General features: G+C 62.1%; 21 protein-coding genes. 4 read left to right on the top strand and 17 right to left on the bottom strand.

From position 1 onward, the window contains the following. Positions 1–107: 107 nt before the first annotated feature. The 5 genes from ABXR19_RS08090 to hemC all read right to left on the bottom strand — a co-directional run bounded on the left by ABXR19_RS08090 (position 108) and on the right by hemC (position 6,272). The gene (locus ABXR19_RS08090; RefSeq protein ID WP_354600611.1) at positions 108–2,018 is read right to left on the bottom strand and encodes an ABC transporter substrate-binding protein; all 1,911 of its coding nucleotides are present in this window, start codon (positions 2,016–2,018) and stop codon (positions 108–110) included. A gap of 113 nt (positions 2,019–2,131) precedes the next feature. Further along, positions 2,132–3,304, bottom strand: coding sequence for a heme biosynthesis HemY N-terminal domain-containing protein (locus ABXR19_RS08095; RefSeq protein WP_354600612.1), 1,173 nt, complete (start codon positions 3,302–3,304; stop codon positions 2,132–2,134). Between the two features lie 7 nt (positions 3,305–3,311). Next, the gene (locus ABXR19_RS08100) at positions 3,312–4,397 is read right to left on the bottom strand and encodes a uroporphyrinogen-III C-methyltransferase (RefSeq protein ID WP_354600613.1); all 1,086 of its coding nucleotides are present in this window, start codon (positions 4,395–4,397) and stop codon (positions 3,312–3,314) included. Between the two features lie 157 nt (positions 4,398–4,554). Then, positions 4,555–5,313, bottom strand: a complete 759-nt coding sequence (locus ABXR19_RS08105; RefSeq protein WP_354600614.1) for a uroporphyrinogen-III synthase — start codon at positions 5,311–5,313, stop codon at positions 4,555–4,557. Further along, positions 5,313–6,272 carry a hydroxymethylbilane synthase gene (gene hemC, locus ABXR19_RS08110; protein WP_354600615.1) on the bottom strand — a complete coding sequence of 320 codons (960 nt, stop codon included), beginning with the start codon at positions 6,270–6,272 and terminating at the stop codon, positions 5,313–5,315. Before hemC ends, ABXR19_RS08105 begins: the two co-directional genes overlap by 1 nt. Positions 6,273–6,406: 134 nt before the next feature. Between hemC and ppc the strand changes: the two genes are divergently transcribed. After that, positions 6,407–9,175, top strand: coding sequence for a phosphoenolpyruvate carboxylase (ppc, locus tag ABXR19_RS08115; RefSeq protein WP_354600616.1), 2,769 nt, complete (start codon positions 6,407–6,409; stop codon positions 9,173–9,175). 123 nt (positions 9,176–9,298) lie between these two features. On the opposite strand, the gene ABXR19_RS08120 is transcribed toward ppc, so the two are convergent. The 5 genes from ABXR19_RS08120 to ABXR19_RS08140 all read right to left on the bottom strand — a co-directional run bounded on the left by ABXR19_RS08120 (position 9,299) and on the right by ABXR19_RS08140 (position 13,765). Next, the gene (locus ABXR19_RS08120) at positions 9,299–9,778 is read right to left on the bottom strand and encodes a hypothetical protein (protein ID WP_354600617.1); all 480 of its coding nucleotides are present in this window, start codon (positions 9,776–9,778) and stop codon (positions 9,299–9,301) included. 65 nt (positions 9,779–9,843) lie between these two features. Then, positions 9,844–10,809: an alpha/beta hydrolase gene (locus tag ABXR19_RS08125; protein WP_354600618.1), complete on the bottom strand. Its 966-nt coding sequence runs from the start codon at positions 10,807–10,809 to the stop codon at positions 9,844–9,846. A gap of 114 nt (positions 10,810–10,923) precedes the next feature. After that, on the bottom strand, positions 10,924–11,847 hold the full coding sequence (locus ABXR19_RS08130; RefSeq protein ID WP_354600619.1) for an AraC family transcriptional regulator: 924 nt from the start codon (positions 11,845–11,847) through the stop codon (positions 10,924–10,926). 201 nt (positions 11,848–12,048) lie between these two features. Continuing rightward, positions 12,049–12,492: a putative signal transducing protein gene (locus ABXR19_RS08135; protein WP_354600620.1), complete on the bottom strand. Its 444-nt coding sequence runs from the start codon at positions 12,490–12,492 to the stop codon at positions 12,049–12,051. A 220-nt stretch (positions 12,493–12,712) separates the two neighbouring features. After that, entirely contained in the window at positions 12,713–13,765 is a 1,053-nt protein-coding gene (locus tag ABXR19_RS08140; RefSeq protein WP_354600621.1) for an aldo/keto reductase, read from the bottom strand. Positions 13,766–13,999: 234 nt separating this feature from the next. Here ABXR19_RS08140 and ABXR19_RS08145 point away from each other — a divergent pair, with 234 nt between their 5' ends. Beyond that, the gene (locus tag ABXR19_RS08145; protein WP_354600622.1) at positions 14,000–14,281 is read left to right on the top strand and encodes a DUF2502 domain-containing protein; all 282 of its coding nucleotides are present in this window, start codon (positions 14,000–14,002) and stop codon (positions 14,279–14,281) included. Positions 14,282–14,550: 269 nt separating this feature from the next. Here the strand turns inward: ABXR19_RS08145 and ABXR19_RS08150 are convergent, their stop codons facing one another. Continuing rightward, complete coding sequence (locus tag ABXR19_RS08150; protein WP_354600623.1) at positions 14,551–15,411, bottom strand: substrate-binding periplasmic protein; 861 nt, start codon at positions 15,409–15,411, stop codon at positions 14,551–14,553. A gap of 58 nt (positions 15,412–15,469) precedes the next feature. Continuing rightward, the gene (locus tag ABXR19_RS08155; RefSeq protein WP_354600624.1) at positions 15,470–16,369 is read right to left on the bottom strand and encodes a LysR family transcriptional regulator; all 900 of its coding nucleotides are present in this window, start codon (positions 16,367–16,369) and stop codon (positions 15,470–15,472) included. A gap of 258 nt (positions 16,370–16,627) precedes the next feature. Here ABXR19_RS08155 and ABXR19_RS08160 point away from each other — a divergent pair, with 258 nt between their 5' ends. Continuing rightward, the gene (locus ABXR19_RS08160; RefSeq protein ID WP_354600625.1) at positions 16,628–17,218 is read left to right on the top strand and encodes an FMN-dependent NADH-azoreductase; all 591 of its coding nucleotides are present in this window, start codon (positions 16,628–16,630) and stop codon (positions 17,216–17,218) included. Between the two features lie 349 nt (positions 17,219–17,567). After that, positions 17,568–18,458 carry a pirin family protein gene (locus ABXR19_RS08165; protein ID WP_354600626.1) on the top strand — a complete coding sequence of 297 codons (891 nt, stop codon included), beginning with the start codon at positions 17,568–17,570 and terminating at the stop codon, positions 18,456–18,458. Here the strand turns inward: ABXR19_RS08165 and ABXR19_RS08170 are convergent. The 5 genes from ABXR19_RS08170 to folD form a co-directional block, all read right to left on the bottom strand. Continuing rightward, the gene (locus ABXR19_RS08170; RefSeq protein ID WP_354600627.1) at positions 18,455–18,952 is read right to left on the bottom strand and encodes a hypothetical protein; all 498 of its coding nucleotides are present in this window, start codon (positions 18,950–18,952) and stop codon (positions 18,455–18,457) included. The genes ABXR19_RS08165 and ABXR19_RS08170 overlap by 4 nt on opposite strands. Positions 18,953–19,003: 51 nt before the next feature. Continuing rightward, entirely contained in the window at positions 19,004–19,981 is a 978-nt protein-coding gene (locus ABXR19_RS08175) for an L-threonylcarbamoyladenylate synthase (protein WP_354600628.1), read from the bottom strand. Continuing rightward, on the bottom strand, positions 19,978–20,799 hold the full coding sequence (locus tag ABXR19_RS08180; RefSeq protein ID WP_354600629.1) for a dienelactone hydrolase family protein: 822 nt from the start codon (positions 20,797–20,799) through the stop codon (positions 19,978–19,980). The genes ABXR19_RS08175 and ABXR19_RS08180 overlap by 4 nt, the downstream gene beginning before the upstream one ends. Positions 20,800–20,984: 185 nt before the next feature. After that, positions 20,985–21,485, bottom strand: a complete 501-nt coding sequence (gene purE, locus ABXR19_RS08185) for a 5-(carboxyamino)imidazole ribonucleotide mutase (protein WP_354600630.1) — start codon at positions 21,483–21,485, stop codon at positions 20,985–20,987. A 110-nt stretch (positions 21,486–21,595) separates the two neighbouring features. Next, positions 21,596–22,450: a bifunctional methylenetetrahydrofolate dehydrogenase/methenyltetrahydrofolate cyclohydrolase FolD gene (gene folD / locus ABXR19_RS08190; RefSeq protein ID WP_354600631.1), complete on the bottom strand. Its 855-nt coding sequence runs from the start codon at positions 22,448–22,450 to the stop codon at positions 21,596–21,598. Positions 22,451–22,473 lie beyond the last annotated feature (23 nt).

Below are 22,473 nucleotides of genomic sequence, written 5' to 3' on the forward strand. Positions count from 1 at the left end.
TAAAAACGAGTGAGCGATCTTCAGGCATCAATGCCTCGCAAGTCAATCCGGACAAAAACAAAAGGGCCGCCTGTGCGACCCTTCCTGTTACGGCGTGACTACCCGATTTACTTGATGAAGTACCACTGCTGCATCATCGTCGGGCCCGGCGTCGGATAGGTCCAGCTCCAGGGCATTTTCTCGAACACATTGGCAAGGCGGTTGCTCTTGATCCCCACCGCCGGTGCCGGAGTCACCGTGCCAAGCACTTCGAGTTCATCGGCAGCAATCGCCAACAATTGTTTGAACAGTACATCGGCTTCGGCATCGGTCTTGGCGTCTTTCCACTGGTCATACAGTTCCAGACGCTTTTTCATGCTGGCTGGCGGCTCTTCGCCTTGCTTGCCACCACTGTCATACCAACGCACCCATGGCAGGCTCTGGCGTGACTCCTGCGCATGCACCGAGAGAAAGCCTCGCGGATTCTGAGTCGGGTCACGACCGCCAGCAAGACTGTCCACGCTCAGATCGTAGTTGTTGTTATTCGCGCGGTCATAGTAAAGCGAGCGCTCGGAACTCTGAATTACCAGTTCCAGCCCCGCCTTGGCCCATTGCTTGCGAATAAGCTCCAGCGCCTCGATCTGATACGGCGAAGCAATACTGACAATCGCCCCCAGCGATACCCGCCCACCGGACGGGTACAAGCGATAGCCCTCCGCGTCACGCTTGCCGAGGCCGAGCTTGTCGAGTATTTCATTGGCCACTTTCAGATCTTGCGTGGTGTATTGCTTGGCAAGCTTTTCGTTGTAGAACTTGTTGACGCGCGCCGGCCCGATCTGCCAAGGCTCGCTCTGCCCCACGAAAACGATATCGTTGATCTCCTTACGATCCATTGCCAGGGACAGCGCCACGCGAAAATCCTTCGTGCGCATGAGGGGACGCAACTTGTCGTTTTTGGTCGATTGATTCATGAAGACCGCCAGCCCCGTAGCGTTGCTGTCAGCAAAACTCATGACTTTGTAATTGCCTTTGCTCGCGTATTCAGAAAAGACAGGCCGGTTCTGAATGTTGTTGACGTGACGAACCTGGAAGTCGATCTGACCATTCATAATCGAAAGAACGATGGCTTCCGGCTCGGAAATGATCGGAAAATTTATCGCGTCGATATACGGCAACTGATTGCCTGCCGTATCCACCTGCCAGAAATACGGGTTGCGCTTCATGCTGACACGCGTCGCATTGCCATTGTAGGGATCGACCAAGACCCAAGCATCCAGGGTTGGCTTTTCGATATTCGACCATCGCGTCGACACTTCAATGTCGCCGCACTTCTGACGCATCAGCGCAGCCCAGTCATTCAACTTGGCCGCCTTGACCTGCTCATCCACCTTGGGGTTGTACTTGGGATGAAACTGCTGGCAATAGTGTTTGGGGTACATCACCGGATGCTGGCCAAGCGGCGTAGCCAGTTGATCGATAAAAGCACGATAGGCGCCGGAGAATTTCAGTTTTACCGTGAAATCATCGATCTTCTCGGCCGTCAGGACCTTGCCATCATTAACGTAATGGGCTGGCGGTGAGGTAAAAAACTGCTTGTTGCCGAGCAGATCTTCCACGGCAAACACCACGTCGTCCGCGCGGAAGGCCTGACCATCCGACCACTTCATGCCCCGGCGCAACTTGAAGGTGAACTCCTTGGCATCCGGGCTCAGCGTCCAGCTCTCGGCGACGTTCGGCTGCACAGCCGAAAAATCCATACTCCAGCGCACCAGGCCTTGCGGACTGAGCATGCGCAGAATGCCATTCATGTCGCCATTGCCGCGCAGGGCGGTACGCACGGTGCCACCGTATATGCCAACGCGATCAACCGGCTTGATGACCTCGGGCTGATCCGGCAGGCGCTTCTCAACAGCAGGCAGTTTTCCCTCTTTAACCTGAGCGGCCAGTTGCGGCGCCTCGCTGAACGCCATAACCCCAGCGGACAGACTCATGACAACAACCATCACGCCGAGCTGGCGTGCCGTGCTTGCAACTCGCATCCTGTTCCCCTCTATGACTGAGATTGGCTGTGAATCCTGCATCGCAGTGATGCAGACCGACGGCATGACAACACAATTCAAGTTGTCAGACAATCCGCATTCAGCCAGAGAGATCAGGCTCCCAGCGCGGCAGCCTCTCGGTAGTGGCGCTCCGCTTCGCTCTTGCGCTCCAGGCGATCCGCCAGACGGGCAAGTTCCAGATGAGCGGCACGCGATACCTGCTGCGACAAGGATGCTTCAAAGTAGCTTTGTGCTTTCCCCCACAATTGTGCGCGCAGACACAGTCGGCCCAGCGCGAGCAGCAGTCCGGAATCTTCCGGATGCGACTTCAGCCAGCCTTCGCCCACAGCGAGCTGCGAACGCAGATCGGTGCTCTTGCAACGACCATACAGGCTCGCCAGCTCAGGCTCCCAATCGGTTTTCAAAGCCTGTTCAATCGCCTCGACCGCCAGTTTTTCGTCGCCAGCGCCAATCAGGTAAGGCAGGCCGCGCAGGAGGAAGCCGGTATCCCGACGTTCACGCTCTGGGATCGTCTGCCACACGCGCTCCAATGCATCCAGATCACCCTCGGCATCGCGCAACTGCTCCACCTGGGCGCGGCGCAGCAAAGGTGCGGCCTGATCATCGGTCAATGCATCGTGCTTGCGCAGGGTCCGCGCCAGACGCGCCACCTCGGCCCAGCGTCCACGCCCCTGCTCGGTCTGCAGTGCCAGGCGCAGCACCGCCAGATGACGGTGACCACTGGCACGCAATACGTCCAGGTGCTGCGCGGCATCATCGAAACGGCGGTCGGCCAGCGCCATTTCAGCCTCACTCATCAGCCGCGCAAAACGGATATCCCCATCGTACTCAGCCGCATGCGCCAGCCAGGCATCGCGCCGCTCGGTGTCGTGCATGGCATGTGCCGAGCGGGCGGCCAGCAATGCTGCCAGCCCCGGACGGGAGATCCCTTCATAAGCCTGAGTGGCGCTGCGAAAGGCTTGGCCATAACGGCCTTCATAAAAGAAACGCTCGGCTTCATGCATCGCGCGCTGTGCGACTTCGCGCCGGCGCCGCTGCCGATAGGCGCTCACCTCGCCCGGCATTTCCATGCCGCGCACGACCAAGCGCACCAGTTTGTAAGCAATCACGAAACCGCCCGCCAGCAACAGCACCAGCAAATTCATGGCGATCTGCACGCGATGCGGCCACCACACGACGAGCGCATACGCCTCGTTGTAACGTGCTGCCACCGAAAGGCCTACCGCCAGAGCACCCAAGCCCAGTAACCACAGAATGATTTTCATGGTCGCCTCAACGCTTGCCGCCGAGCTTGAAGCCACGCAATGCTGCTTGCGTCGCCTCCAGACTGGGCAGGTTCATGCTCAGGCGGGCACGTTCGATCTGCGCCAGTTCCGCCAGCGTATCGGCCACCGGCTTGGCTTGGGCATCGAAATAGCGCTGCAGCCATTCGCGCGACTGGCGAATATCCTCGGCGAACAATTTGCCTTCACGTTGCATCAAGGCCAACCGAGCCGAGAGCAGGCGCAAACGCAGATTCTGGCGCAAATACGCCGCCTGGCCGGGCGCCAGCAGCACCGCATCCGGCTGGTCGAGACGCTCGATACGGATCAGCTGGCGGAACTCACCCCACAGATCCTGCGCCAGACTCATAACGAAGCCCGGCGAAGGCTTTGCGGGTTCAGCCGCGGCGGGCGCGGACGCATTTGCCGGTTTCGCGGCTTTCGCAGCAGCCGGCTTGGCGGCCAACGCCGGGCTGTGCTCAAACCCCAAGGGCAGGCTGTCGATCCGCCCCATGATGGTTTCCAGTTGCAGCGCCACGCTGGCGACATCGGAAACCGGCAGCGACTTGAGGCGTTCCATGTCTGCGGCGATCAGCTTGCGCAAGGGCAGGAAACGGCCTTGGTCCAGCAGCGCGAGGCGATTGTCGGCGCTCTGCAGGGCCGCCAGTGCGGCGGGTACGTTACCGGCCAGCTGCAGTTGCTGCGCGGCGATATTCACAGCTTGTTCAATCTCGGCCACCGCCCGCTCATCGCGCGCCCGCGAGAATTCGGCATACAAAGCCTCCAGCGCAGCGGACTGGCCTTGCGCCTCTTCCAGCCTGGCGTCCACGCCGCCCATCTTGGTCTGCAGGGCATCGATATTTTCCTGCCCCTGTTTGGCCAGCGTCCGCGCTTCCTGAGCGGCTTTATCGCCCTCACCCAGACGTCGGCTCATCTCGGCTTGAACGTTGCGCAATTCCTGGCGGGTGTCGTAGGTCTGCCAGGCCAGCACGGCGACGATGGCAATCGCGGCAGAAGTAAAAATGCGGTTCCAGCGGGGTCCGGTGCGATGCACGGGCGCCGGCGCGGCAGGTGGTGTGAGGGCTTGATTTTCCATGGCCGAAGTTTAACCGATCAATCAGGGCCTGAAACAGGGCATTTGCATGCGTGACGCGCTCACAAGCGGCAGCGGCCCGAAGAACCGCTTACGGCGGGGCTCCGCAGCACACCTGCCGCAAGAGGCAGGCGCATCGCGCATCTTCAAGGCACGACCGCTACAAACCCAGACCTGATGCAATCCCCGTCGCAATCCCCACATCCCCCGCCTCAGTCAGGATCGGAGCGGGCGCACCCGCCGCCTGCAGCGCCGCGCAGATGCGCGGATGCGGCGCAAAGCAGGGCAAGACACGCAGCATTTCGCGGCCGGTCTCGCCGCTAATTTCCAGAAAGAAACGCAGGCCTTCGCTGGCCGAGAACACCAGCGCGGCCAGCTCGCCACGCGCAAAACGCGCCAGCAGCGGGGCCGGGTCGAGTGGCGCACAGACGCGTCGATAACAGCTGACTTGCTCCACCATCGCGCCACGCTCGCGCAGTGTATCCGCCAGCAAGTCACGCCCGCCCTCGCCACGCAGCAGCAGCACGCGTTTGCCCGCCACGGCTGCGCTAGAAAACTCCGGCAGCGCCAACACCGCCTCGCTGTCAAAGCCGCTCTGGGGGCTGATCACAGAGGCATAGCCTTGCTGAGCCAATGCCCGCGCGCTTGCCGGACCGACCGTGGCTACACGCAAGGCGGAGGGCCACTCTTCAGGGAGGCGGATTTTAAATGCCTGCTCGACGGCATTCGGTGAAACGAAGAAGGCCAGATCGAAATCGGCCAGATCCAGCGCGCGCAGCGGCGCCGGATCGGCCGCCTCAATCGCGATGACGGGGAAATTCAGCACCTCGGCACCGAGCGCCTGCAACTCGCGCGCCAGACCCTCGGCCTGCCCGGCGGGCCGCGTCATGACGATGCAGCGCCCGGCCAGCGGAAGCATCAGAGTTCCCGCAACGCTGCAAGAATCGCCGCCGCGCCTTGCGCCAGCAGGTCCGCCGCCAGCCTTTGCCCCAGCGCTTCGGCCTCCGCCGCAGCCGCCTGCCCGGCGCTGCACACGATGGTCGCCCCATCCGGGCTGGCCACAAAGGCGCGCATGCTCAAACTGCCATCGGCCTGCGGCTCGCAGAAGGCGCCAATCGGCACATCGCAGCCACCCTGCAAGGCATGCGTCAGCGCGCGCTCGGCGGTCACGCAGGCGGTCGTGACCGGATCAATCAGCGGCGCCAGCCAGGCCGCCACTTCGGGCCGGTCGATACAGGCTTCGATGCCCAGCGCGCCCTGCCCGGCGGCCGGCAGGCTATCCTCGGCCGACAACTCGCAGCGAATCCGCGATGCCAGACCGAGGCGCTTGAGGCCCGCGGCGGCGAGGATGATCGCGTCGTACTGACCTTCGTCGAGCTTCTTCAGGCGCGTATCCAGATTGCCGCGCAAGGGCAGCACGCCCAGATAGGGGTGCAGGGCATGGAGCTGGGCTTCGCGGCGCAGGCTGGAGGTGCCGACCACGGTGCCCGGTGGCATGTCGGCCAGGCTTTCGTAGCGGTTCGAGACGAAGGCATCCAGCGGCGTTTCGCGCGCCAGCGTGGCGATCAGCGCAAAGCCCTCGGGCATCTGCGCGGGCACATCCTTCATCGAATGCACCGCGATGTCGGCGCGACCATCGGCCAAGGCCTGTTCCAGCTCCTTGACGAAAAGCCCCTTGCCACCGACCTTGGACAGCGAACGGTCGAGAATCTGGTCGCCGCGCGTGGTCATGCCCAACAGCTCGACCTGACAGCCCGACCAGGTCGCCTCAAGGCGCGCCTTGACGTGCTCGGCCTGCCACAGGGCCAGGCGGCTCTCGCGGGTAGCGATGACAATGCGGGAAGGGGCTTGCAGCGGGGCTTGGCTGGATGTCGGCATTCTGCGTGGGTAGCCGGCGGAACGGCTCTTGCTTATTAAACACGAGCAAGGATGTTAGCACGGCCGCCCGGACGGCCCGCCGGGCTGATATATTCCCGGCTTACCCAAAAAACCAGACAGCCCCGAGAGCCCGTATGAACAGCCAAAACTTCCCGAGCGATCAAGACAAAGACACGCCGCTGCGCGACGATACCCGCATGCTCGGCCGCATCCTCGGCAACACCGTGCGCCAGCAGGAGGGTGCCGAAGTTTTCGACCTGATCGAACGCATCCGCCAGACTTCAGTCCGCTTTCACCGCGACGATGATCTGGAGGCGCGTCATGAACTGGAAGGCATGCTCAAGGAGCTGGCGCGCGAAAACACCCTGAACGTGGTCCGCGCCTTCAGCTACTTCTCGCAGCTCTCGAACATCGCGGAGGACGAACACCACGTTCGCCGCTCGCGTGCCCACCTGCGGGCCGGCTCTGCACCACGCGAAGGCAGCATGGCCCACGCGCTGAATCTGGCAGCCCACGCCGGCATCAGCGAAGCGCAGCTCAAAGCCTTCTTCGACACCGCGATGATCCGCCCGGTGCTGACCGCCCACCCGACCGAAGTGCAGCGCAAGAGCATCCTCACCTGCCAGCTGCGCATCGCCCAGTTGCTGGACGAACGCGACCGCGTGCAGCTCACCCCCGAAGAACAGGACGACAACGAAGAGGCGATCAGCCGCGAAATCCTGCTGCTGTGGGAAACACGCATGCTGCGTCTGACCAAGCTGTCGGTCATCGACGAAGTGGCCAACGGCCTGTCCTTCTACGACTACACCTTCCTGCGCGAACTGCCGCGTCTCTACGGCCGCCTGGAAGACATGCTCAGCGTGCGCAGCACCTCGGGCGAACACATTGACCTGCCCAGCTTCCTGCGCATGGGTAGCTGGATCGGCGGCGACCGTGACGGCAACCCCTTCGTCACCGCCGACATCCTGCGTCAGGCGCTCAAGATGCAGGCGCAGACCCTGTTCAACTTCTATCTGGACGACATCTCGCGCCTGGCCAGCCGCCTCTCGCTGTCCAGCGGCCTGGTCGCCGTGAGTCCGGCGCTGCAGGCCTTGGCCGACAGCTCCCCGCATCGCAGCGCGCACACCGAAGACGAGCCTTACCGACGCGCCCTGCGCGGCGTGTATGCCCGCCTGTGGGCCACGGCACTGCATTTCGGCCTGCAACCGACCGGGCGCAATCCCGGCGTTGCTGCCGACGTTTACCCCGGCGCCGAAGCCTTCCGTGCCGATCTGGACGTCATCCACGATTCGCTGCTGCAATACACCTCGCCCGCTCTGGCCCACGGCAAATTGCGCGAAATTCAGCGCGCCGCCCACGTCTTCGGCTTCCATCTGGCCAGCATCGACGTACGTCAGAACTCCGACGTCCATGAACGCACCGTCGCCGAGCTGCTCGAAGCCGTGCACCCCGGCACAGCCTATCTGGCTCAGGACGAAGAAGGCCGCATCGCCATCCTGCTGCAGGAGCTGGCCACGCCACGGCCGCTGGCGTCGCCCTGTGTGAGCTACTCGGAAGAAACCAGCGGCGAGCTGGCCATCTTCCGCGCCATCGCCGAAGCCCAACGCACCTACGGCAAATGCTGCGTACAGAACGCCATCATCTCCAAGACCGATGGCGTCTCCGACATGCTGGAACTGGCCGTACTGCTGAAGGAAGTCGGCCTGCTGCGCCCGCACGAGGCGGCGCTCGACATCAACATCATCCCGCTGTTCGAAACCATCGGCGATTTGCAGAACGCCGCCGGCATCATGGATCGCATCTTCAGCATCCCGGCCTTCCGCGCCTGGGTCAGCTCGCGTGACGAAGCGCAGGAATGCATGCTCGGCTATTCGGATTCGAACAAGGACGGCGGCTTCCTCACCTCCGGCTGGGAACTCTACAAGGCTGAAATCCAGCTGATTGGCGTGTTCAAGAAACACGGCGTGCGTCTGCGCCTGTTCCACGGCCGCGGCGGTTCGGTCGGTCGTGGTGGTGGCCCCAGCTATCAGGCCATCCTCGCCCAGCCGGGCGGCGCCGTACAGGGCCAGATCCGTCTGACCGAGCAGGGCGAAGTCATCGCCTCCAAGTACTCCAATCCGGAAGTGGGTCGGCGCAATCTCGAAGTGCTCGCCGCTGCCACGCTGGAAGCCACGCTGCTGGCGCACCCGGAGGCCGCGCCGCGCCCCGAGTATCTGGAGACCATGGACGAGCTCTCGGACTTTGCCTTCAAGGCCTACCGCAATCTCGTGTATGAAACCCCGGGCTTCGAAACCTATTTCTGGGAATCTACCGTGATCTCGGAAATCGCCAACCTGAACATCGGCTCGCGTCCCGCCTCACGCAAGAAGAGCACCGCCATCGACGACCTGCGCGCGATTCCCTGGGTCTTCTCCTGGGCTCAGTCCCGCGTCATGCTGCCGGGCTGGTATGGCTTCGGCGCCGCCGTCAAAGCCTATGTCGCCAAGCACGGTGAAACCGGCATGCAGCGCCTGCAAGCCATGCACAGCGAGTGGAGCTTCTTCGCCACCCAGCTCGCCAACATGGACATGGTGCTGGCCAAGAGCGACATCGCCATCGCCTCGCGCTATGCCGAACTGGTTCAGGACGAAGCCCTGCGCAATGCCATCTTCTCGCGCATCAAGGCCGAGTGGGAAAGCACTCTGGAAGTGTTGCTGAGCATCACCGGCCAGAAAGAACTCACCGAAGGCAACCCGCTGCTGGCGCGCTCGATCCGCAACCGCCTGCCCTACCTGAATCCGCTCAATCACGTTCAGGTCGAGCTGCTGCACCGCTACCGCGAGGGCGACAGCGACGACCGCGTGCGCCGCGGCATCCTGCTGTCGATCAACGGCGTGGCGGCCGGGCTGCGCAACAGCGGCTAAGCCACCGTCTCAAGATCCGCACCCAGCAAGCCTCTGCAAGCACTGTACCTACAGAGGCTTTCTGCATATAGCTCTACGAGAAGACCTGCCGGAGAGCTAGACCAAAAGCGGCTCTCAAGCCATTCACGGTCTGGGCATGCAGCGAACCACATCCAGCGATCCACCCACCGGTAGCAACCAGGTGCTGTCGGGTGCGGAGTACTGACAGGTCAGGCAACCGTCCTGCGCGCGGGAATCCGGCTGCCAGCGGGACTGATCAGGCAGGGCAAACACGCCTTCGAGGGTAACGTAGTGGCCGCTGTGGCATTCGCTTGCCGACATGCCGCGCAGTTGCAAGGCGTGACGTAGCAACTGGGCCTGCTGATCCTCGCGATGCAGGAAGGCCATATCCTTGCCGTCAGCATGATCCAGCCAGGCGACCGTGCGGACGCGCTTGCCATCGAACTCGGCCGGATTGGCGAGCAGACGCAGCATCGACACGTCATGCAGCACGCAGTTCCAGACGCCTTGCTGCACGCGGCAGGGATGCATGCCGGATGCGGCGGCGGGCAGTGACAGGCAGGACAGCAAAGCGCACACGGTGACGAAGATTCGGGTTTTCATGTCGTTCTCCTCAAACAAGTGAAGGATGGGCCACAGCGCAGGCCGCGACCCGTACAGTCCAGGCCTCAGCGCGGCACGAAGCCACTGGCGCGCATCCACTCCAGGCTCTGGCGGGCCCAGTCGGCAACCGGCAGGGCGTTGTTCTTGCGCAGCGCGAAGCCGTGATCGCCGCCTCGATAGATGTGCAACTCGGCGGGCACTTTCGCGTTATGCAGCGCAGCGTAGAAACGCGCGCTCTGCTCGGTATTGACCTTGGGATCGTCATCCGCCGCGACTATGAAAGCGGGCGAAGAATCAGCCGCCGGCACGGCCGGATAATCGTGGATCGCCAGGGCGCCCTCGCTAGCCTTGGCCGGCAGCGTGCGGCCAGCAAAATCAAACACCCCGTAGGCCACCACGATGACATCTGGACGCGCACTGAGCGCATCGATGGCATCGCGTGCTTCATAACTCTTCTGCTTCCAGGCCGTGCCCAGCAGGGCAGCGAGATGACCGCCGGCCGAGAAGCCCATCACGCCGATGCGCTGCGGATCAAGATTCCAGTCGGCCGCATGGGCGCGCAGCAGACGCACGGCGCGCTGACCATCCTGCAGCGGCATGTGGCGACCAACACCTGTGGGCCACTCGACAGGCAAGCGATGCTTGAGCACGAAGGCCGTGATGCCCAGCGAATTGAGCCAGCGCGCGATTTCCACGCCTTCCTTGCCGAAACACAGCTTGCTGTAGCCGCCGCCGGGAATCACGATCATTGCTGCGCCATTCGGGCTGCGCGGCACGAAGACACTCAGCGTCGGCGTGGAGATGCCGGCGACTTCAGGCTCCTGCTCGAAGGGTTTGTTGCTACTGACGTCGGTCCATTTTTCTTCGAGCTTGACGCCGTTGGTGGCGGGCGCGGCCTGATCGCCCCACAGCGGAAACTCCGCCTGCCCCTTGAAACTGGCAGCGGAACACAGGCCGGTGTACAGCACCAGCAGGGCGGAAAGGGCGAAGCCGGCAAACCGGACAGGGCGGGACGAATGCAGGGTTTTCATGGCTGACTCCTCGTGATGTGATCTGGATGAGTTCAGCTTAGTCCTGCGGGTAAACCCTAGATACGGGCCAACAACAAGTTCTTTGTGCGGATCTGCAATCCGCGCAAAGAGGCCTCAGAAAATGATGTTTTTCTCGCGATAGGCGCGCGGCGTATCCCCGATGCTCTGATGAAAGGCCCGCGTGAAATGGCTCTGGTTGCCATAGCCGACGCGCGTCATCACTTCAGCGACCGGAATCTTCGTATCCCGCAGCAAGGCCGCAGCCATCTTCATGCGCAGTGCAATCGTGTAGGCGCGCACGGTCATGCCGGTGGCGGCACGGAACTCGCTGTTCAGCGTGGTGCGATTGGTGGCGCAACTGCGGGCCAGATCGCCCAGCGTGAATTCCTGCTGGTAGCGCTCCTGCACATAGCTCAGCGCCCGTTCGATGCGGCTCGTGCGCGCATCCTCCGGCATCACCGGCAAGGCCAGCGCAGGCGCCGCATCGCCCTGCAGCAGACGCAGCTGGAACAGCAGTTCAATCAGGAAGGAGCGGCCGCGACAGGGCCAGTACTTGTCCGGCTGCTCGCCAGCCTGGGTGATGATCGCATCCAGCAAGCTCGCCACCTGCCCGGCCAGATGCGCGGGCAGCGGGAAAACGCCCCGCGCGCCGGACTGCTTGATGAAGGGTTCGAGCAGGAAATAATCCTGCTTGGTCGAACCCGCCAGCGCGCGTCGCGCCGCTTCGTCATGCAGCACGCAAGGCTGCAGCGCGTCGTTGATGTAAGCCGGATTGAAGTACAAGGTACTGACTTGCAAGGCATGAGCATTGCGCAACACCGGCCGGGTGCGTTCATCCAGGATGAAAATCGCCGGCGCCGCCACCGGCACTACCTTGTCATCAAACGCCAGCACCACCGAACCGGCACGAATCAGACCGATGGCAAAGCAATCGCACTCGACCAGCGCCACCTCGCTGCCCTGATCATGGCGCCAGCCCAGCGGCACCGTCAGCAGTTTGTGGGTTTCACGTCCCGTAACCGAAAACACTATTGACATGTTCGTATCCATTTCCAGGCAGCGGTGCCGCCGCGCACATGCCGGGATGGTAGCGAGCCTGACGCCCGGCCTCAAGCAAAGATCAGCCTGCCCGCAGAGCCGCGTACCACAAGGCTCTACACACGATATGCCTGCAGAGTGAAGCGCAGCGCGGATTTTCGGCCATCAGCTCCCGCCGGGCCAAGCCCGCTTGCAGACCTCTCAGGCCTCAGGCGACTCGACATCGCAATCATCGCCCAAGGCAAACTCGCCACGCTCGTACGCCGCCAGCAGCGCCTTGGCGTCCTCCAGCTGCGATGCGGGGACACGAATCCTGACGCCGCCCAGTGCGATGGCGAGCAGGCTGTGAGCCTGGACCAGATTCGTGTCTCCCGCGCTGGCGGCGATGCCCGCTGAATTCAGGAGCGAGCACACGATATGCGCATCGGTTGGCGCCAAATCACGCTCGAGGATGAGCATATCGCCCAGGTAAGGTTCCTCATCAGCGCCGCTAACGTTCAGCGCCGGAATAGGCAGCCCACGCTGCGTCAACTCGGCCAGCGCCAGATCCTGCGCGACGTCTGTGAATCCACCACTCGCGACGCGACTCGTCAGATCCTCGTCTGACAATGCGCTGATGTGGGCGGCAAGCTCGGCGTTGTGCATTTTATAAGGTCCGATGTGAAGTGAACAGCGTGGGCGCGGGGCAGCCAGGCAGAGTGTCAATGCCATGGGATCATACGCCTCAGGAGCTCGCCAAATTACCCCTGCTTCCGGGCACTCAGCACTGGCGACCCATGACTTCATCCGGCACGGCTGAAGAGCATCAATCAGCAAAAATGCCCGGCTCGCGAAGAGACCGGGCGTTTTCTTTGATACTAAAGCCTCAGGCGGGGCCGGAATCCGCCAATTGCTGGCGCCGGTAGCCGCCCTGCCGCTCCAGCATCCAGCCAGGGTACTCGGGCGGCAGCGCGCTCACCGCATCCAGCGTCGCCAGTTCCTCAGCCGTGAGGCGCAGGCCACTGGCGGCAAGGTTGTCGTCGAGCTGATCGACACGCTTGGCGCCGACGATCACGCTGCTCACAACCGGCTGGTTCAGCAACCAGGCCAGGGCGATCTGCGCCACCGACACCCCGCGTGCGGCGGCAATCGGGCGTATTGCGTCGATGCAATCGAAAGCGCGCTCCTTGTTCACAATCGGGAAATCGAAAGTCGTGCGGCGGCTGCCAGCCTCGGCCTGCATGTCGCGGCTGTACTTGCCGCTGAGCAAGCCGCCGGCGAGCGGGCTCCAGACCATCAGACCGACGCTTTCACTGCGCAGCATCGGCACGATTTCGCGTTCCAGCTCACGACTGGCAATCGTGTAATACGCCTGCAGCGAATCAATGCGCGCCAGGCCCAGACGCTCCGAAACCCCCAGCGCCTTGGCGATCTGCCAGGCCGCCCAGTTCGATACGCCGATGTAGCGCACATGGCCCTGGCGCACCAGGTCGTCGAGCGCACGCAGCGCCTCCTCAATCGGCGTGGCCGCGTCGAAACCGTGAATCTGGTACAGATCCACATGATCCAGTTGCAGGCGCGTTAGGCTGGCTTTGAGCGAATCGATGATGTGATAGCGCGACATGCCGCGTGAATTCACGCCCTTGGTGCCGGATTCGCCAAACACCTTGGTCGCCACCACCACGTTCTCGCGTGGCACCTTCAGATTCTTAAGCGCCTGACCGGTCATGATTTCAGAGCGGCCTTCCGAATACACGTCAGCGGTGTCGATGAAATTGATCCCGGCGTCCAGCGCCCGGCCGATCAGCGCTTCGGCATCATTCTGCTGCAAACGGCCGATGTGGCCCCACATCTCGCCCTCTGCGCCGCCAAAGGTCATCGTGCCCAGACACAGCTCCGACACAAACAGGCCGGTATTGCCGAACTTCCTGTAACGCATGCTTAGAACTCCTTGATGGACTGCCGCGCGGGCGACGGGATTGAAAAGGGGAGAAGCCCAGTATGGGACGCGCGGTGCGGGGTGACAAATGCGAATGCAGCCAGAAAAGCCGTCTTGCCCCACGGCGCGTCACAATCATTCACTTGAACGGTGACCCCATCAAGGATTGATCTCCGCTTTCAAACGGGACAATGACTACAATCAGTTTTCCCCCTTCACCAAAACAGGCTGAATATGAAAAAACTCATTCTTGCTACAGCGATGCTGGCTTGCCCGATGCTCTCGCAAGCGGCTGACGTCAATATCGATATCGGCAACATCCGGGTACAGGCGCCTGGTGTTACCGTGACCTTCGGCAGCCAGGACAGTCGCGGCTATTACTGGGACGGTGACGCGTATCGCGAGCCCAGCTACTGGAAGAAGCACGGCGGCCCGCGTGGAAAAAAATACTATACCGGCCGTGGCAAGAACGGCAGTCACTGCCCACCGGGTCAGGCCAAAAAGGGCCGCTGTTAAGCATCTGCGCAGACGCAATAAGAACGCCCGGCTCCTCACGGAGACCGGGCGTTTTTTATTGCGCTACCGCCATACGTGCCCGAAGAGGCGCGTCGGGCGGACTTACGCGGACAGGACAATTGCAAAGTCAGGCGGGGTGCGGCTTTTCAGGTGGTGCAAAGTTGTAACTGGGATGAGTCGAAGGTAAAAATGCCTTGGCGTCGCCCGATGCAAAGGATGATGCTGGCTGAATGCTCGGCAAATTGCACCTGCATTCGGTTTGAGGAACTTTACCTGGTAAGCCCGACGACAATATCCCGATAGGCTTTGCTTTTTTTAACCTTGGGTATCGATTTGTCGATGCGCTCGCGCAAATCCGGAGGAAAATTGTTGCTGAACATGATCCAGCGAATGTTCCCTGCCGTTGGGGTATCGGCAAGCATCTTGACGCTGATGGCTGCGCGGAACTCCGGGTTTTTCCTGAGGTTGTAGGAAGCCTCCTCACCACTTGCAAAAACATAGTCGAAGCGCTTGAGCACCAGCATCTGCATAAAAGCACTTTGATTGTCGCCAATATTCACTACCGTGGTAGGCGGATTGTAGAGTTTGACGTTTTCGTCAATCCAGGTCCCGTAGGAATATTTTTCCGCTAGCCCCACCGTCTTGCCTGATGTGAGCAAGTCTTTGATGTTTTTGATCGAAGCATAGTGCGCTTGGTCAGCGCTGCGGATCAAGTAGCGGGGCGAGCTGTCCTGATAAATGTAATCCGACGAAAAGAGATAAGTTTGCTCGCGTTCAGGTGTCCTGAAGGCCCCTGCGACACAGGATATTCCTGGCTGCGCAAGTGTCGCAAAGATGCGGCTGACCGGGACTTTCTTGAACACATAGGGGACTTTTGCGTCTTCGAATATAAGCCGGGTAATCTGATTGATGAAGCCTTCGGCATCGGTATTAATCTGACCGAAAAATGGCATGCGCTCGTAGGTATAAATCGTCACCACCCTGTCTTGCGCCAAGAGCGGAAGTGGGGCTACGGCAAGCAAAGCGGTCAGGAAGATTCGAATTTTCACACCTACCTCGGATCCGAGAATCAGCGATTGCGACGGGACTGCCGCGAGAGCATCTCTTCTAAATCGTAGTTGTGGCTCCATGTCTTTCTGATTGTAGAACGGCTTTGGTTCTTGCCGTATAACCCGCCCTTTTTTCCTGTCAGGCGGGCGCCAGCACACTCTCCAGCGCAGCCAGAAACACCCGCGTGCGTGCCGGGATCAGGCGGCGGCCGGGCATGACGGCCCACACCGTCATGATGGGGAGTTGCCATTCCGGCAGCACGCGCACGAGCAGGCCGTCAGCCACCGCGCTGGCGACAAAACCTTCGGACAGGCCAGCGATGCCCAAGCCATGCGTGGCGAGCAGGCGCAGCAGGCTGACCGAGTTGGCGGCGAGCGGGCCGGCCGGCAGGTCTTCCCACACGTCTTTGCCCTTGCTGAGGCGCCAGCGCTGAGCCTCGCCGCTGCTGCCGATGATTTGCAGGGCGGTGTGGCGCATCAACTCGTCCGGGTGTTGCGGCGTGCCGAACTGCCGGAGGTAGGCCGGGCTGGCATACAGGCCGCTGCACAGATCGCACAGGCGGCGCGCGACCAGAGTGGTGTCGTCGGGCAGACGCGCAGCAACGCGCAGGGCCAGATCGAACTGCTCGCCAATCAGATCGACGCGACGCGGCGACAGGTCCAGCTCCAGCTTCACCTCCGGATAGCTGGCGGCGAACTGCAGAAAAAGCGGGCCAAGAATCCACTCGCCGAAATCCGCCGGCATCGACACGCGCAAGCGCCCACGCACGGCAGCCTGGCGATGCTGGGCATAGGCGGCGACGGCCTCGGCTTCTTCCTGCAGGCGACGCGCATGCTCGAGGATTTCCGTGCCGAACTCGGTCAGCGCCAGACGCCGCGTGCTACGCGTGAGCAGGCGCTCGCCGAGGCGCGCCTCCAGCGCGGTGATGCGCCGCGACACGGTGGATTTGGGCAGGCCGGCACGCTCCGCCGCGAGCGAGAAGCTACCGGCATCCATGATGCGGGCGAAGAGCAGGAGGTCGTTGGCGTCGAGGTTCATGGTCGGTGTGGGAGTTCCGGGGCACTCATTGCCCGTGAGTTCGTCTGGATTACCAAAACTGCTTTCCTAGGGCCGACCCTTCGACAAGCTCAAGAGAGCCTTCAGTCGGCCAGGAAAACGCGGCATGCGACTGAACTCGCAGCTAAGACGAATTGTTCCATAAACGGAACAATACTATCCATTCCGTGGGCTTCTGATGCTTTGGTGAGAAGAATACAGTGGCGTCACTCCCTCCCCCCAACCCCTAAGAGATACATCATGAACATTCTGCAAATCAATTCCAGCGTCCGCGGCGCCGCTTCCGCCTCCACCCGTCTGGCCAGCAGCATCGTGACCCGCCTGCGCGTACTCGACCCCAGCGCCACGCTGACGGTGCGTGAAACCGGCTCGCAGCCGATCCTCGACGAAGCCGCGCTGGGCGCGATCTTCACCCCGGCCGAGGCACGTACGCCCGAGCAAGCCGCGCGTGCCGCCATCGACGACGCAACCATCGCCGAAGTGCAGGCTGCAGACGCCATCGTCATTGGCGTGCCGATGTACAACTTCGGCGTACCGGTGCAGCTGAAGGCCTGGATCGACGCGATCGCCAAGGCGGGCGTGACTTTCCGCTATACCGAGAAAGGCCCGGAAGGTCTGCTCAAGGGCAAGAAGGTGTATCTGGCCCTGGCACGTGGCGGCCTGTACCGCGACACCCCGGCCGATGCGCAGACGCCGTACCTGAAGAACGTGCTCGGCTTTCTCGGCCTGAGCGACATCACCTTCATTCATGCCGAAGGCCTGTCGATGGGCGAAGAGCCGGCGGCCAAGGCTTTGGCTGATGCGGAAGCCGAGATCGCCGCACTGGTATAGCCAGCTGCCTGCGGCAGAGGACTGAGCAATGAGTGCTGAGGACTGAGTGGGCGTGCTTGCAGAGCCTCGCAGGTATTGATTCTTCGGGCAGGAGTGTTGCAGAGGCAATACAGGCGCAGTGCTTCGGGAGGGTGGCGTAGGAGCTAGCGCAGCTGGCGATTGCCGACGTGGATCGCCAGCTGCGCTAGCTCCCCCGATCACGTCGATGGCAGGCTCTACGGGGCATGCTTGTAGCGCCGCGCGGGCATTGCTTCTTCGGGCAGGCATGCCGAAGAAGATTGACAGGCGCGGCTCTCCGACCACTCTGCCCCAGTCCTCAGTTCCCAGTTCCTAACCCAAGGATCGTTCCATGACCCAAATTCAGAAAACCTCAGCCACCCCCTTCGCATCGCGAGGCGTGGAGCGCCTCGTAGCCGGGCGGGCCACGTCCGACGGTGCCGGGGTGAAACTCACGCGGGTGCTGACGCAGGACCTGCAGCGCCGCCTCGATCCCTTCCTGATGCTCGACGCTTTCCGCAACGAAAATCCGGACGATTACATCGGTGGTTTTCCCGATCACCCGCATCGCGGTTTCGAGACCGTGACCTACATGCTCGCCGGGCGCATGCGTCATCACGACAACGCCGGCAATGCCGGCCTGCTCGGCCCCGGCGGCGCACAATGGATGACCGCGGGCAGCGGCCTGATTCATTCCGAATTGCCCGAGCAGGAAGAAGGCCTGATGGAAGGCTTTCAGCTGTGGGTGAATCTGCCGGCGAAGAACAAGATGATCGCACCCTACTACCGCGACATCCCCAGCGCAGCGATCCCCGAGTTCACCACGCCGGAAGGGGTGACGGTGCGCGTGATCGCCGGCGAGAGCCAAGGCACGGCGGGCGCGGTGCAACGGCCAGACACTGAACCGCTGTATCTGGATGTGCATCTGCCGGCTGGCACACGTTTCGCGCAGGCCATCCCGGCCGGGCACAACGCTTTTCTGTACACCTATCGCGGCGAAGTGACGGTGGCGGGCAAGGTCGTGGCAGATCGCTTCATGGCGATTCTGGCCAATGACGGTGCGCGAGGCGTGGTGATCGAAGCGGCAGAGGATGCGCGCGTGATTCTCGTTGCCGGCGCGCCGCTGAACGAACCGATCGCCCAGTATGGCCCCTTCGTGATGAACACGGCAGCTGAAATCCAGCAGACCCTGCAGGATTATCGCGACGGTCTGTTTGAGGCGGGGAAAGTGCAGGCGCTCTAGGCTTTTGATGCTCGCGCTATTTGAGCCTGCTTGATTACGTCGGCCAAGACTCCTTCGTCAAATCTTGACGCAATCAATTCCTGCACCAGCAACCGTATCCGCTCACTAAGCCCGTGCAATTCGACTGCTTTGGGAAGTGCTTGCCATTCTCCACTTTCGTAGCGGCGAGCAGAGTCTCTATCCAGCTCTTCTACCCAAACGCTATGCACGAACTCATTTCTCTCATTGGAGACTAGTTCGCACCGACCCAACAAGGAACAAAGGACTGAAAAGTCCTCTCCGTTACCAAGAAATTTCTGCCCTTGTTTCTTTATTCCCTTGCGAAGACTGGCGGATGACCGAAGACTCCTGTCATTGAGAATCTCGTCAATCTCCCGTCCCTCAAGTGCTCGCACCGTCATCCGAAGGATGTGATCCAAGTGTTCATGTCGCAGAGTCAACTCCCCAACAGCGGCAAGCAGGTCTTTATCCGAAGGCAGCTCAAGTCGCATCATGTGGACATTCCTCCTGAGCTTACTTCGTGAGTGACTGAACCTGCAAAGAAGTCAGGTCTCATCATCCTCGGCACCCGAGCCCACCACCGCGCGCCCGAGGCGGTCAAGTACCGCATCCCATTCGCTGTCATCCGGCAGGCTTTCGACCAGGATTTCGCGGGCGCCGCTGGCATCCAGCGCGCGCAGATTGGCGTACAGATCATGCGCGTAGCCGTGCGCATCAAACGGCGCATCAATGCTCATGGCGTAGCGGCCGGGATCGCTTTCGCCGGCGTGGCTGAGCACGGCGCAATCGGCCGCAGCCGCTGCGATTTCGGCACGCAAGGCCATGCGCATCGGTGTGCGCGGCGCGTAGTGCGCCGCCAGTGCACCAGACACGCGCGGCGCGCTTTCAGCTTCGTGTTTCAGGCGTGGCTGCCGGCCTATGACCGCCGCAATCGCCGCGCGGCCGATCATGCCGGGGCGCAAAATCACCGGTTCGCCGCGCGACAGATCAAGAATTGTGGATTCGATGCCCACGTCGCAGGCGCCGCCCTCCAGAATCATCGCGACAGATTCGCCGAGTTCTTCCCAGACGTGCTGCGCAGTGGTCGGGCTGATCCGGCCGAAACGATTGGCCGAGGGCGCGGCCACGCCACCACCGAAGGCACGCAGCAATTCCAGCGCCACCGGATGATCCGGCACGCGCAGGCCGACCGTGTCCTGCCCGCCGGTAACCACGTCGGAGACATCGGCCTCCTTCTTCAGGATCAGGGTCAGCGGGCCCGGCCAGAAGGCGCGCGCCAAGGCGATGGCTTCCTTGGGAATCTCGCGCGCCCACTCGGTGATCTGCTCGCGGTCGGCCAGATGCACGATCAGCGGATGATCGGCCGGGCGGCCCTTGGCGGCGAAAATCTTGACCACGGCCGCTTCGTTGGCGGCATCAGCGCCGAGGCCGTAAACGGTTTCTGTCGGCAAGGCGACGAGTTCGCCAGCACGCAGCAGTTCGGCGGCGCGGCGGATGTTTTCGGGCGTATTGGCGGAAATCATTTGAGCTGCCCGGCAAAGAATTCAAGGGTACGGCGCTTGGCGTCCTCGCGTGCCACGGGATCGGGGCCAGTATGCACGCCCTTGCCCGGATTTACGCCGTTAGGCACATCGGCGCGCAGACGGATCTTGCTGAGGCCGGGATGATCGAAGTCGTGATACGCGCCAGGATAAGTGACGATCTGCATCACGGCGCCTTGCGCGCGAGCAGTATTGGTCAGCGCGACGCAGGATGCGGCTGGCGTCCAGTCGTCGGCTTCGCCGATCAGGATCAGCAGCGGCGCGTACGGTTTGAAGCTTGCCGCCTTTTTGTTGCGCGTCGTGCAGCCGGGATAGAAAGACACCGCAGCACTGAAACCTTCAAGCATATTTGCGGGCTTGCGCCGAATCACATCCAGCGTCACGCCGCCACCATGCGACCAGCCGAGCAAACCGATATGCATGGCATCAATGCCGGACTGCTGGCGCAACCAGCTCAGTGCGGCGTAAGCATCGCCAACGCGATCGGCTTCCTTGAGCATGCGCTCGCTGTATTTCTGGGTGCAAATCTGTTTCAGACCACGCGAGCTGAAGCTGTCCAGCATCAAGGCTAGATAGCCCTGACTGGCGAGGTATTCGCCCCACATTTGATGGCGGGCATTCAGCGCGCCGTCCTTGGCGTAGGCGCCGCCACAGCCATGCACCATCACCACGGCCGGGTGCGGGCCGGGCGCATCGGGCTGGAACAGGTGGGCAACGAGTGGCGCTGGCGAGGAGGAGAGGCCGCCAGCGGGAATGCTGACGGGCTCGGGGGTAGCGTGGGCCAGCGACACGCTGAACATCAGCGGTGCAAGACAGGCGAAAAACGTCCGCAAAATGGCGCGCAGCGGTTCTGGCAAGGCGCACCGACGCAGACAGGCGTAGGGCGGGTTAGCGCAGCGTAACCCGCCGCTTGCCAGCGGCCAGTCACCGAAGGAGCGCAGGATGGATGGCGGGTTACGCCTGCGGCTAACCCGCCCTACACAAATCACTCGACGTCCGGCAAGGTCTTGGCCAGCACCTTTTCGGTCTGAGCCAGACGGAAGGCGCTGAGCTTTTTGGCGATTTCTGCGTCGCTCAGGGCCAGCATGGCCACAGCAAACAGCGCTGCGTTCACGGCGCCGGCTTCGCCGATGGCAAAAGTCGCCACCGGAATGCCGCCGGGCATCTGGACCATGGACAGCAGCGAATCCAGACCGCCCAGATGCTTGGACGGCATCGGCACGGCCAGCACCGGCAGCTCGCTCTTGGCGGCCATCACACCGGCCAGGTGGGCGGCAGCGCCAGCGGCACCGATCAGCACCTTGAGGCCACGCGCCTGAGCACCGGAAGCGTAGTCCAGCGCCTGATCCGGCGTGCGGTGGGCCGACAGCACTTTGGCTTCATAAGCGATGCCGAAGTCTTTGAAGGTCTTGGCACAGGCTTTCATGATCGGCCAGTCGCTGTCCGAGCCCATGAGAATGCCAACGAGGGGGGTGGGGTTGCTCATATTTCTCTCCAGTTTATAAAAGTCGTATCACGACTTCTTCATACTCCCCTCGCCCCTCGGGGGCGAGAGGCTGGGGAAAAGGGAACGGTCTGGCCGGTGGGCCAGCGCCGTCAGGCTTTAGCAGCGCGTTCGGCGCTCTCTACGGTATTGGCCAGCAGCATGGTGATGGTCATCGGACCAACGCCGCCGGGAACGGGAGTAATCAGGGACGCCACTTCGCGGGCGGAATCGAAGTCCACATCGCCGCACAATTTGCCATCCGGCAGACGGTTGATGCCTACGTCAATCACCACGGCACCGGGCTTGATCATGTCGCCGGTAAGGAACTTCGCACGGCCCACGGCAGCAACCACTATGTCGGCACGTTTGGTGTGGAAGGCGAGGTCTTTGGTCTGCGAATGGCAGACAGTAACGGTAGCGCCACGCGCCAGCAACATCACGGCCATCGGCTTGCCGACGATGTTGGAGCGGCCAATCACCACGGCCTCGGCACCCTTGATTTCGACCTTCTCGGTGTCGAGCATCTTCATCACACCCCAGGGCGTACACGGGTAGAAAGACTTGCGCCCTTGCAGCAGCAGGCCGAAGTTTTCGGCGTGAAAACCGTCGACGTCTTTCTCGGGCGAAATCGCTTCGAGCACCTTGTCGGCGTCGAACTGCTTGGGCAGCGGCAGTTGCACGAGGATGCCGTGCACCGACGGATCGGCGTTCAGCTCGGCGATCTTGGCGAAGACTTCTTCCGGAGCCGCATCGGCCGGGTATTCGAATTTGAGCGAACGGATGCCGGTCTTCTCGCAGCCAGCCACCTTGTTGCGCACATACACGGCCGAGGCGGGATCGCCGCCGACGAGGATCACGGCGAGGCTGGGCTGAACGCCTTGGGCGGTGAGTTCGGCGGCGCGTTGCGCGATCTCGCCGCGCACTTGCGCCGACAGAGCGACGCCATCAATGTTGCGAGCAGTCATGGGGATGAGCCTGAGCTTTGGAA

Origin of the sequence: Uliginosibacterium flavum (assembly GCF_040566545.1) — a bacterium.
GTDB classification, from domain to species: Bacteria; Pseudomonadota; Gammaproteobacteria; order Burkholderiales; family Rhodocyclaceae; genus Uliginosibacterium; species Uliginosibacterium flavum.

Excerpts from the sequence above, each read along its gene's own strand:
- ABXR19_RS08090 (WP_354600611.1), bottom strand. The coding sequence starts at position 2,018 with ATGCGAGTTGCAAGCACGGCACGCCAGCTCGGCGTGATGGTTGTTGTC.
- ABXR19_RS08095 (WP_354600612.1), bottom strand. The coding sequence starts at position 3,304 with ATGAAAATCATTCTGTGGTTACTGGGCTTGGGTGCTCTGGCGGTAGGC.
- ABXR19_RS08100 (WP_354600613.1), bottom strand. The coding sequence starts at position 4,397 with ATGGAAAATCAAGCCCTCACACCACCTGCCGCGCCGGCGCCCGTGCAT.
- ABXR19_RS08105 (WP_354600614.1), bottom strand. The coding sequence starts at position 5,313 with ATGCTTCCGCTGGCCGGGCGCTGCATCGTCATGACGCGGCCCGCCGGG.
- hemC (WP_354600615.1), bottom strand. The coding sequence starts at position 6,272 with ATGCCGACATCCAGCCAAGCCCCGCTGCAAGCCCCTTCCCGCATTGTC.
- ppc (WP_354600616.1), top strand. The coding sequence starts at position 6,407 with ATGAACAGCCAAAACTTCCCGAGCGATCAAGACAAAGACACGCCGCTG.
- ABXR19_RS08120 (WP_354600617.1), bottom strand. The coding sequence starts at position 9,778 with ATGAAAACCCGAATCTTCGTCACCGTGTGCGCTTTGCTGTCCTGCCTG.
- ABXR19_RS08125 (WP_354600618.1), bottom strand. The coding sequence starts at position 10,809 with ATGAAAACCCTGCATTCGTCCCGCCCTGTCCGGTTTGCCGGCTTCGCC.
- ABXR19_RS08130 (WP_354600619.1), bottom strand. The coding sequence starts at position 11,847 with ATGTCAATAGTGTTTTCGGTTACGGGACGTGAAACCCACAAACTGCTG.
- ABXR19_RS08135 (WP_354600620.1), bottom strand. The coding sequence starts at position 12,492 with ATGCACAACGCCGAGCTTGCCGCCCACATCAGCGCATTGTCAGACGAG.
- ABXR19_RS08140 (WP_354600621.1), bottom strand. The coding sequence starts at position 13,765 with ATGCGTTACAGGAAGTTCGGCAATACCGGCCTGTTTGTGTCGGAGCTG.
- ABXR19_RS08145 (WP_354600622.1), top strand. The coding sequence starts at position 14,000 with ATGAAAAAACTCATTCTTGCTACAGCGATGCTGGCTTGCCCGATGCTC.
- ABXR19_RS08150 (WP_354600623.1), bottom strand. The coding sequence starts at position 15,411 with ATGGAGCCACAACTACGATTTAGAAGAGATGCTCTCGCGGCAGTCCCG.
- ABXR19_RS08155 (WP_354600624.1), bottom strand. The coding sequence starts at position 16,369 with ATGAACCTCGACGCCAACGACCTCCTGCTCTTCGCCCGCATCATGGAT.
- ABXR19_RS08160 (WP_354600625.1), top strand. The coding sequence starts at position 16,628 with ATGAACATTCTGCAAATCAATTCCAGCGTCCGCGGCGCCGCTTCCGCC.
- ABXR19_RS08165 (WP_354600626.1), top strand. The coding sequence starts at position 17,568 with ATGACCCAAATTCAGAAAACCTCAGCCACCCCCTTCGCATCGCGAGGC.
- ABXR19_RS08170 (WP_354600627.1), bottom strand. The coding sequence starts at position 18,952 with ATGATGCGACTTGAGCTGCCTTCGGATAAAGACCTGCTTGCCGCTGTT.
- ABXR19_RS08175 (WP_354600628.1), bottom strand. The coding sequence starts at position 19,981 with ATGATTTCCGCCAATACGCCCGAAAACATCCGCCGCGCCGCCGAACTG.
- ABXR19_RS08180 (WP_354600629.1), bottom strand. The coding sequence starts at position 20,799 with ATGTTCAGCGTGTCGCTGGCCCACGCTACCCCCGAGCCCGTCAGCATT.
- purE (WP_354600630.1), bottom strand. The coding sequence starts at position 21,485 with ATGAGCAACCCCACCCCCCTCGTTGGCATTCTCATGGGCTCGGACAGC.
- folD (WP_354600631.1), bottom strand. The coding sequence starts at position 22,450 with ATGACTGCTCGCAACATTGATGGCGTCGCTCTGTCGGCGCAAGTGCGC.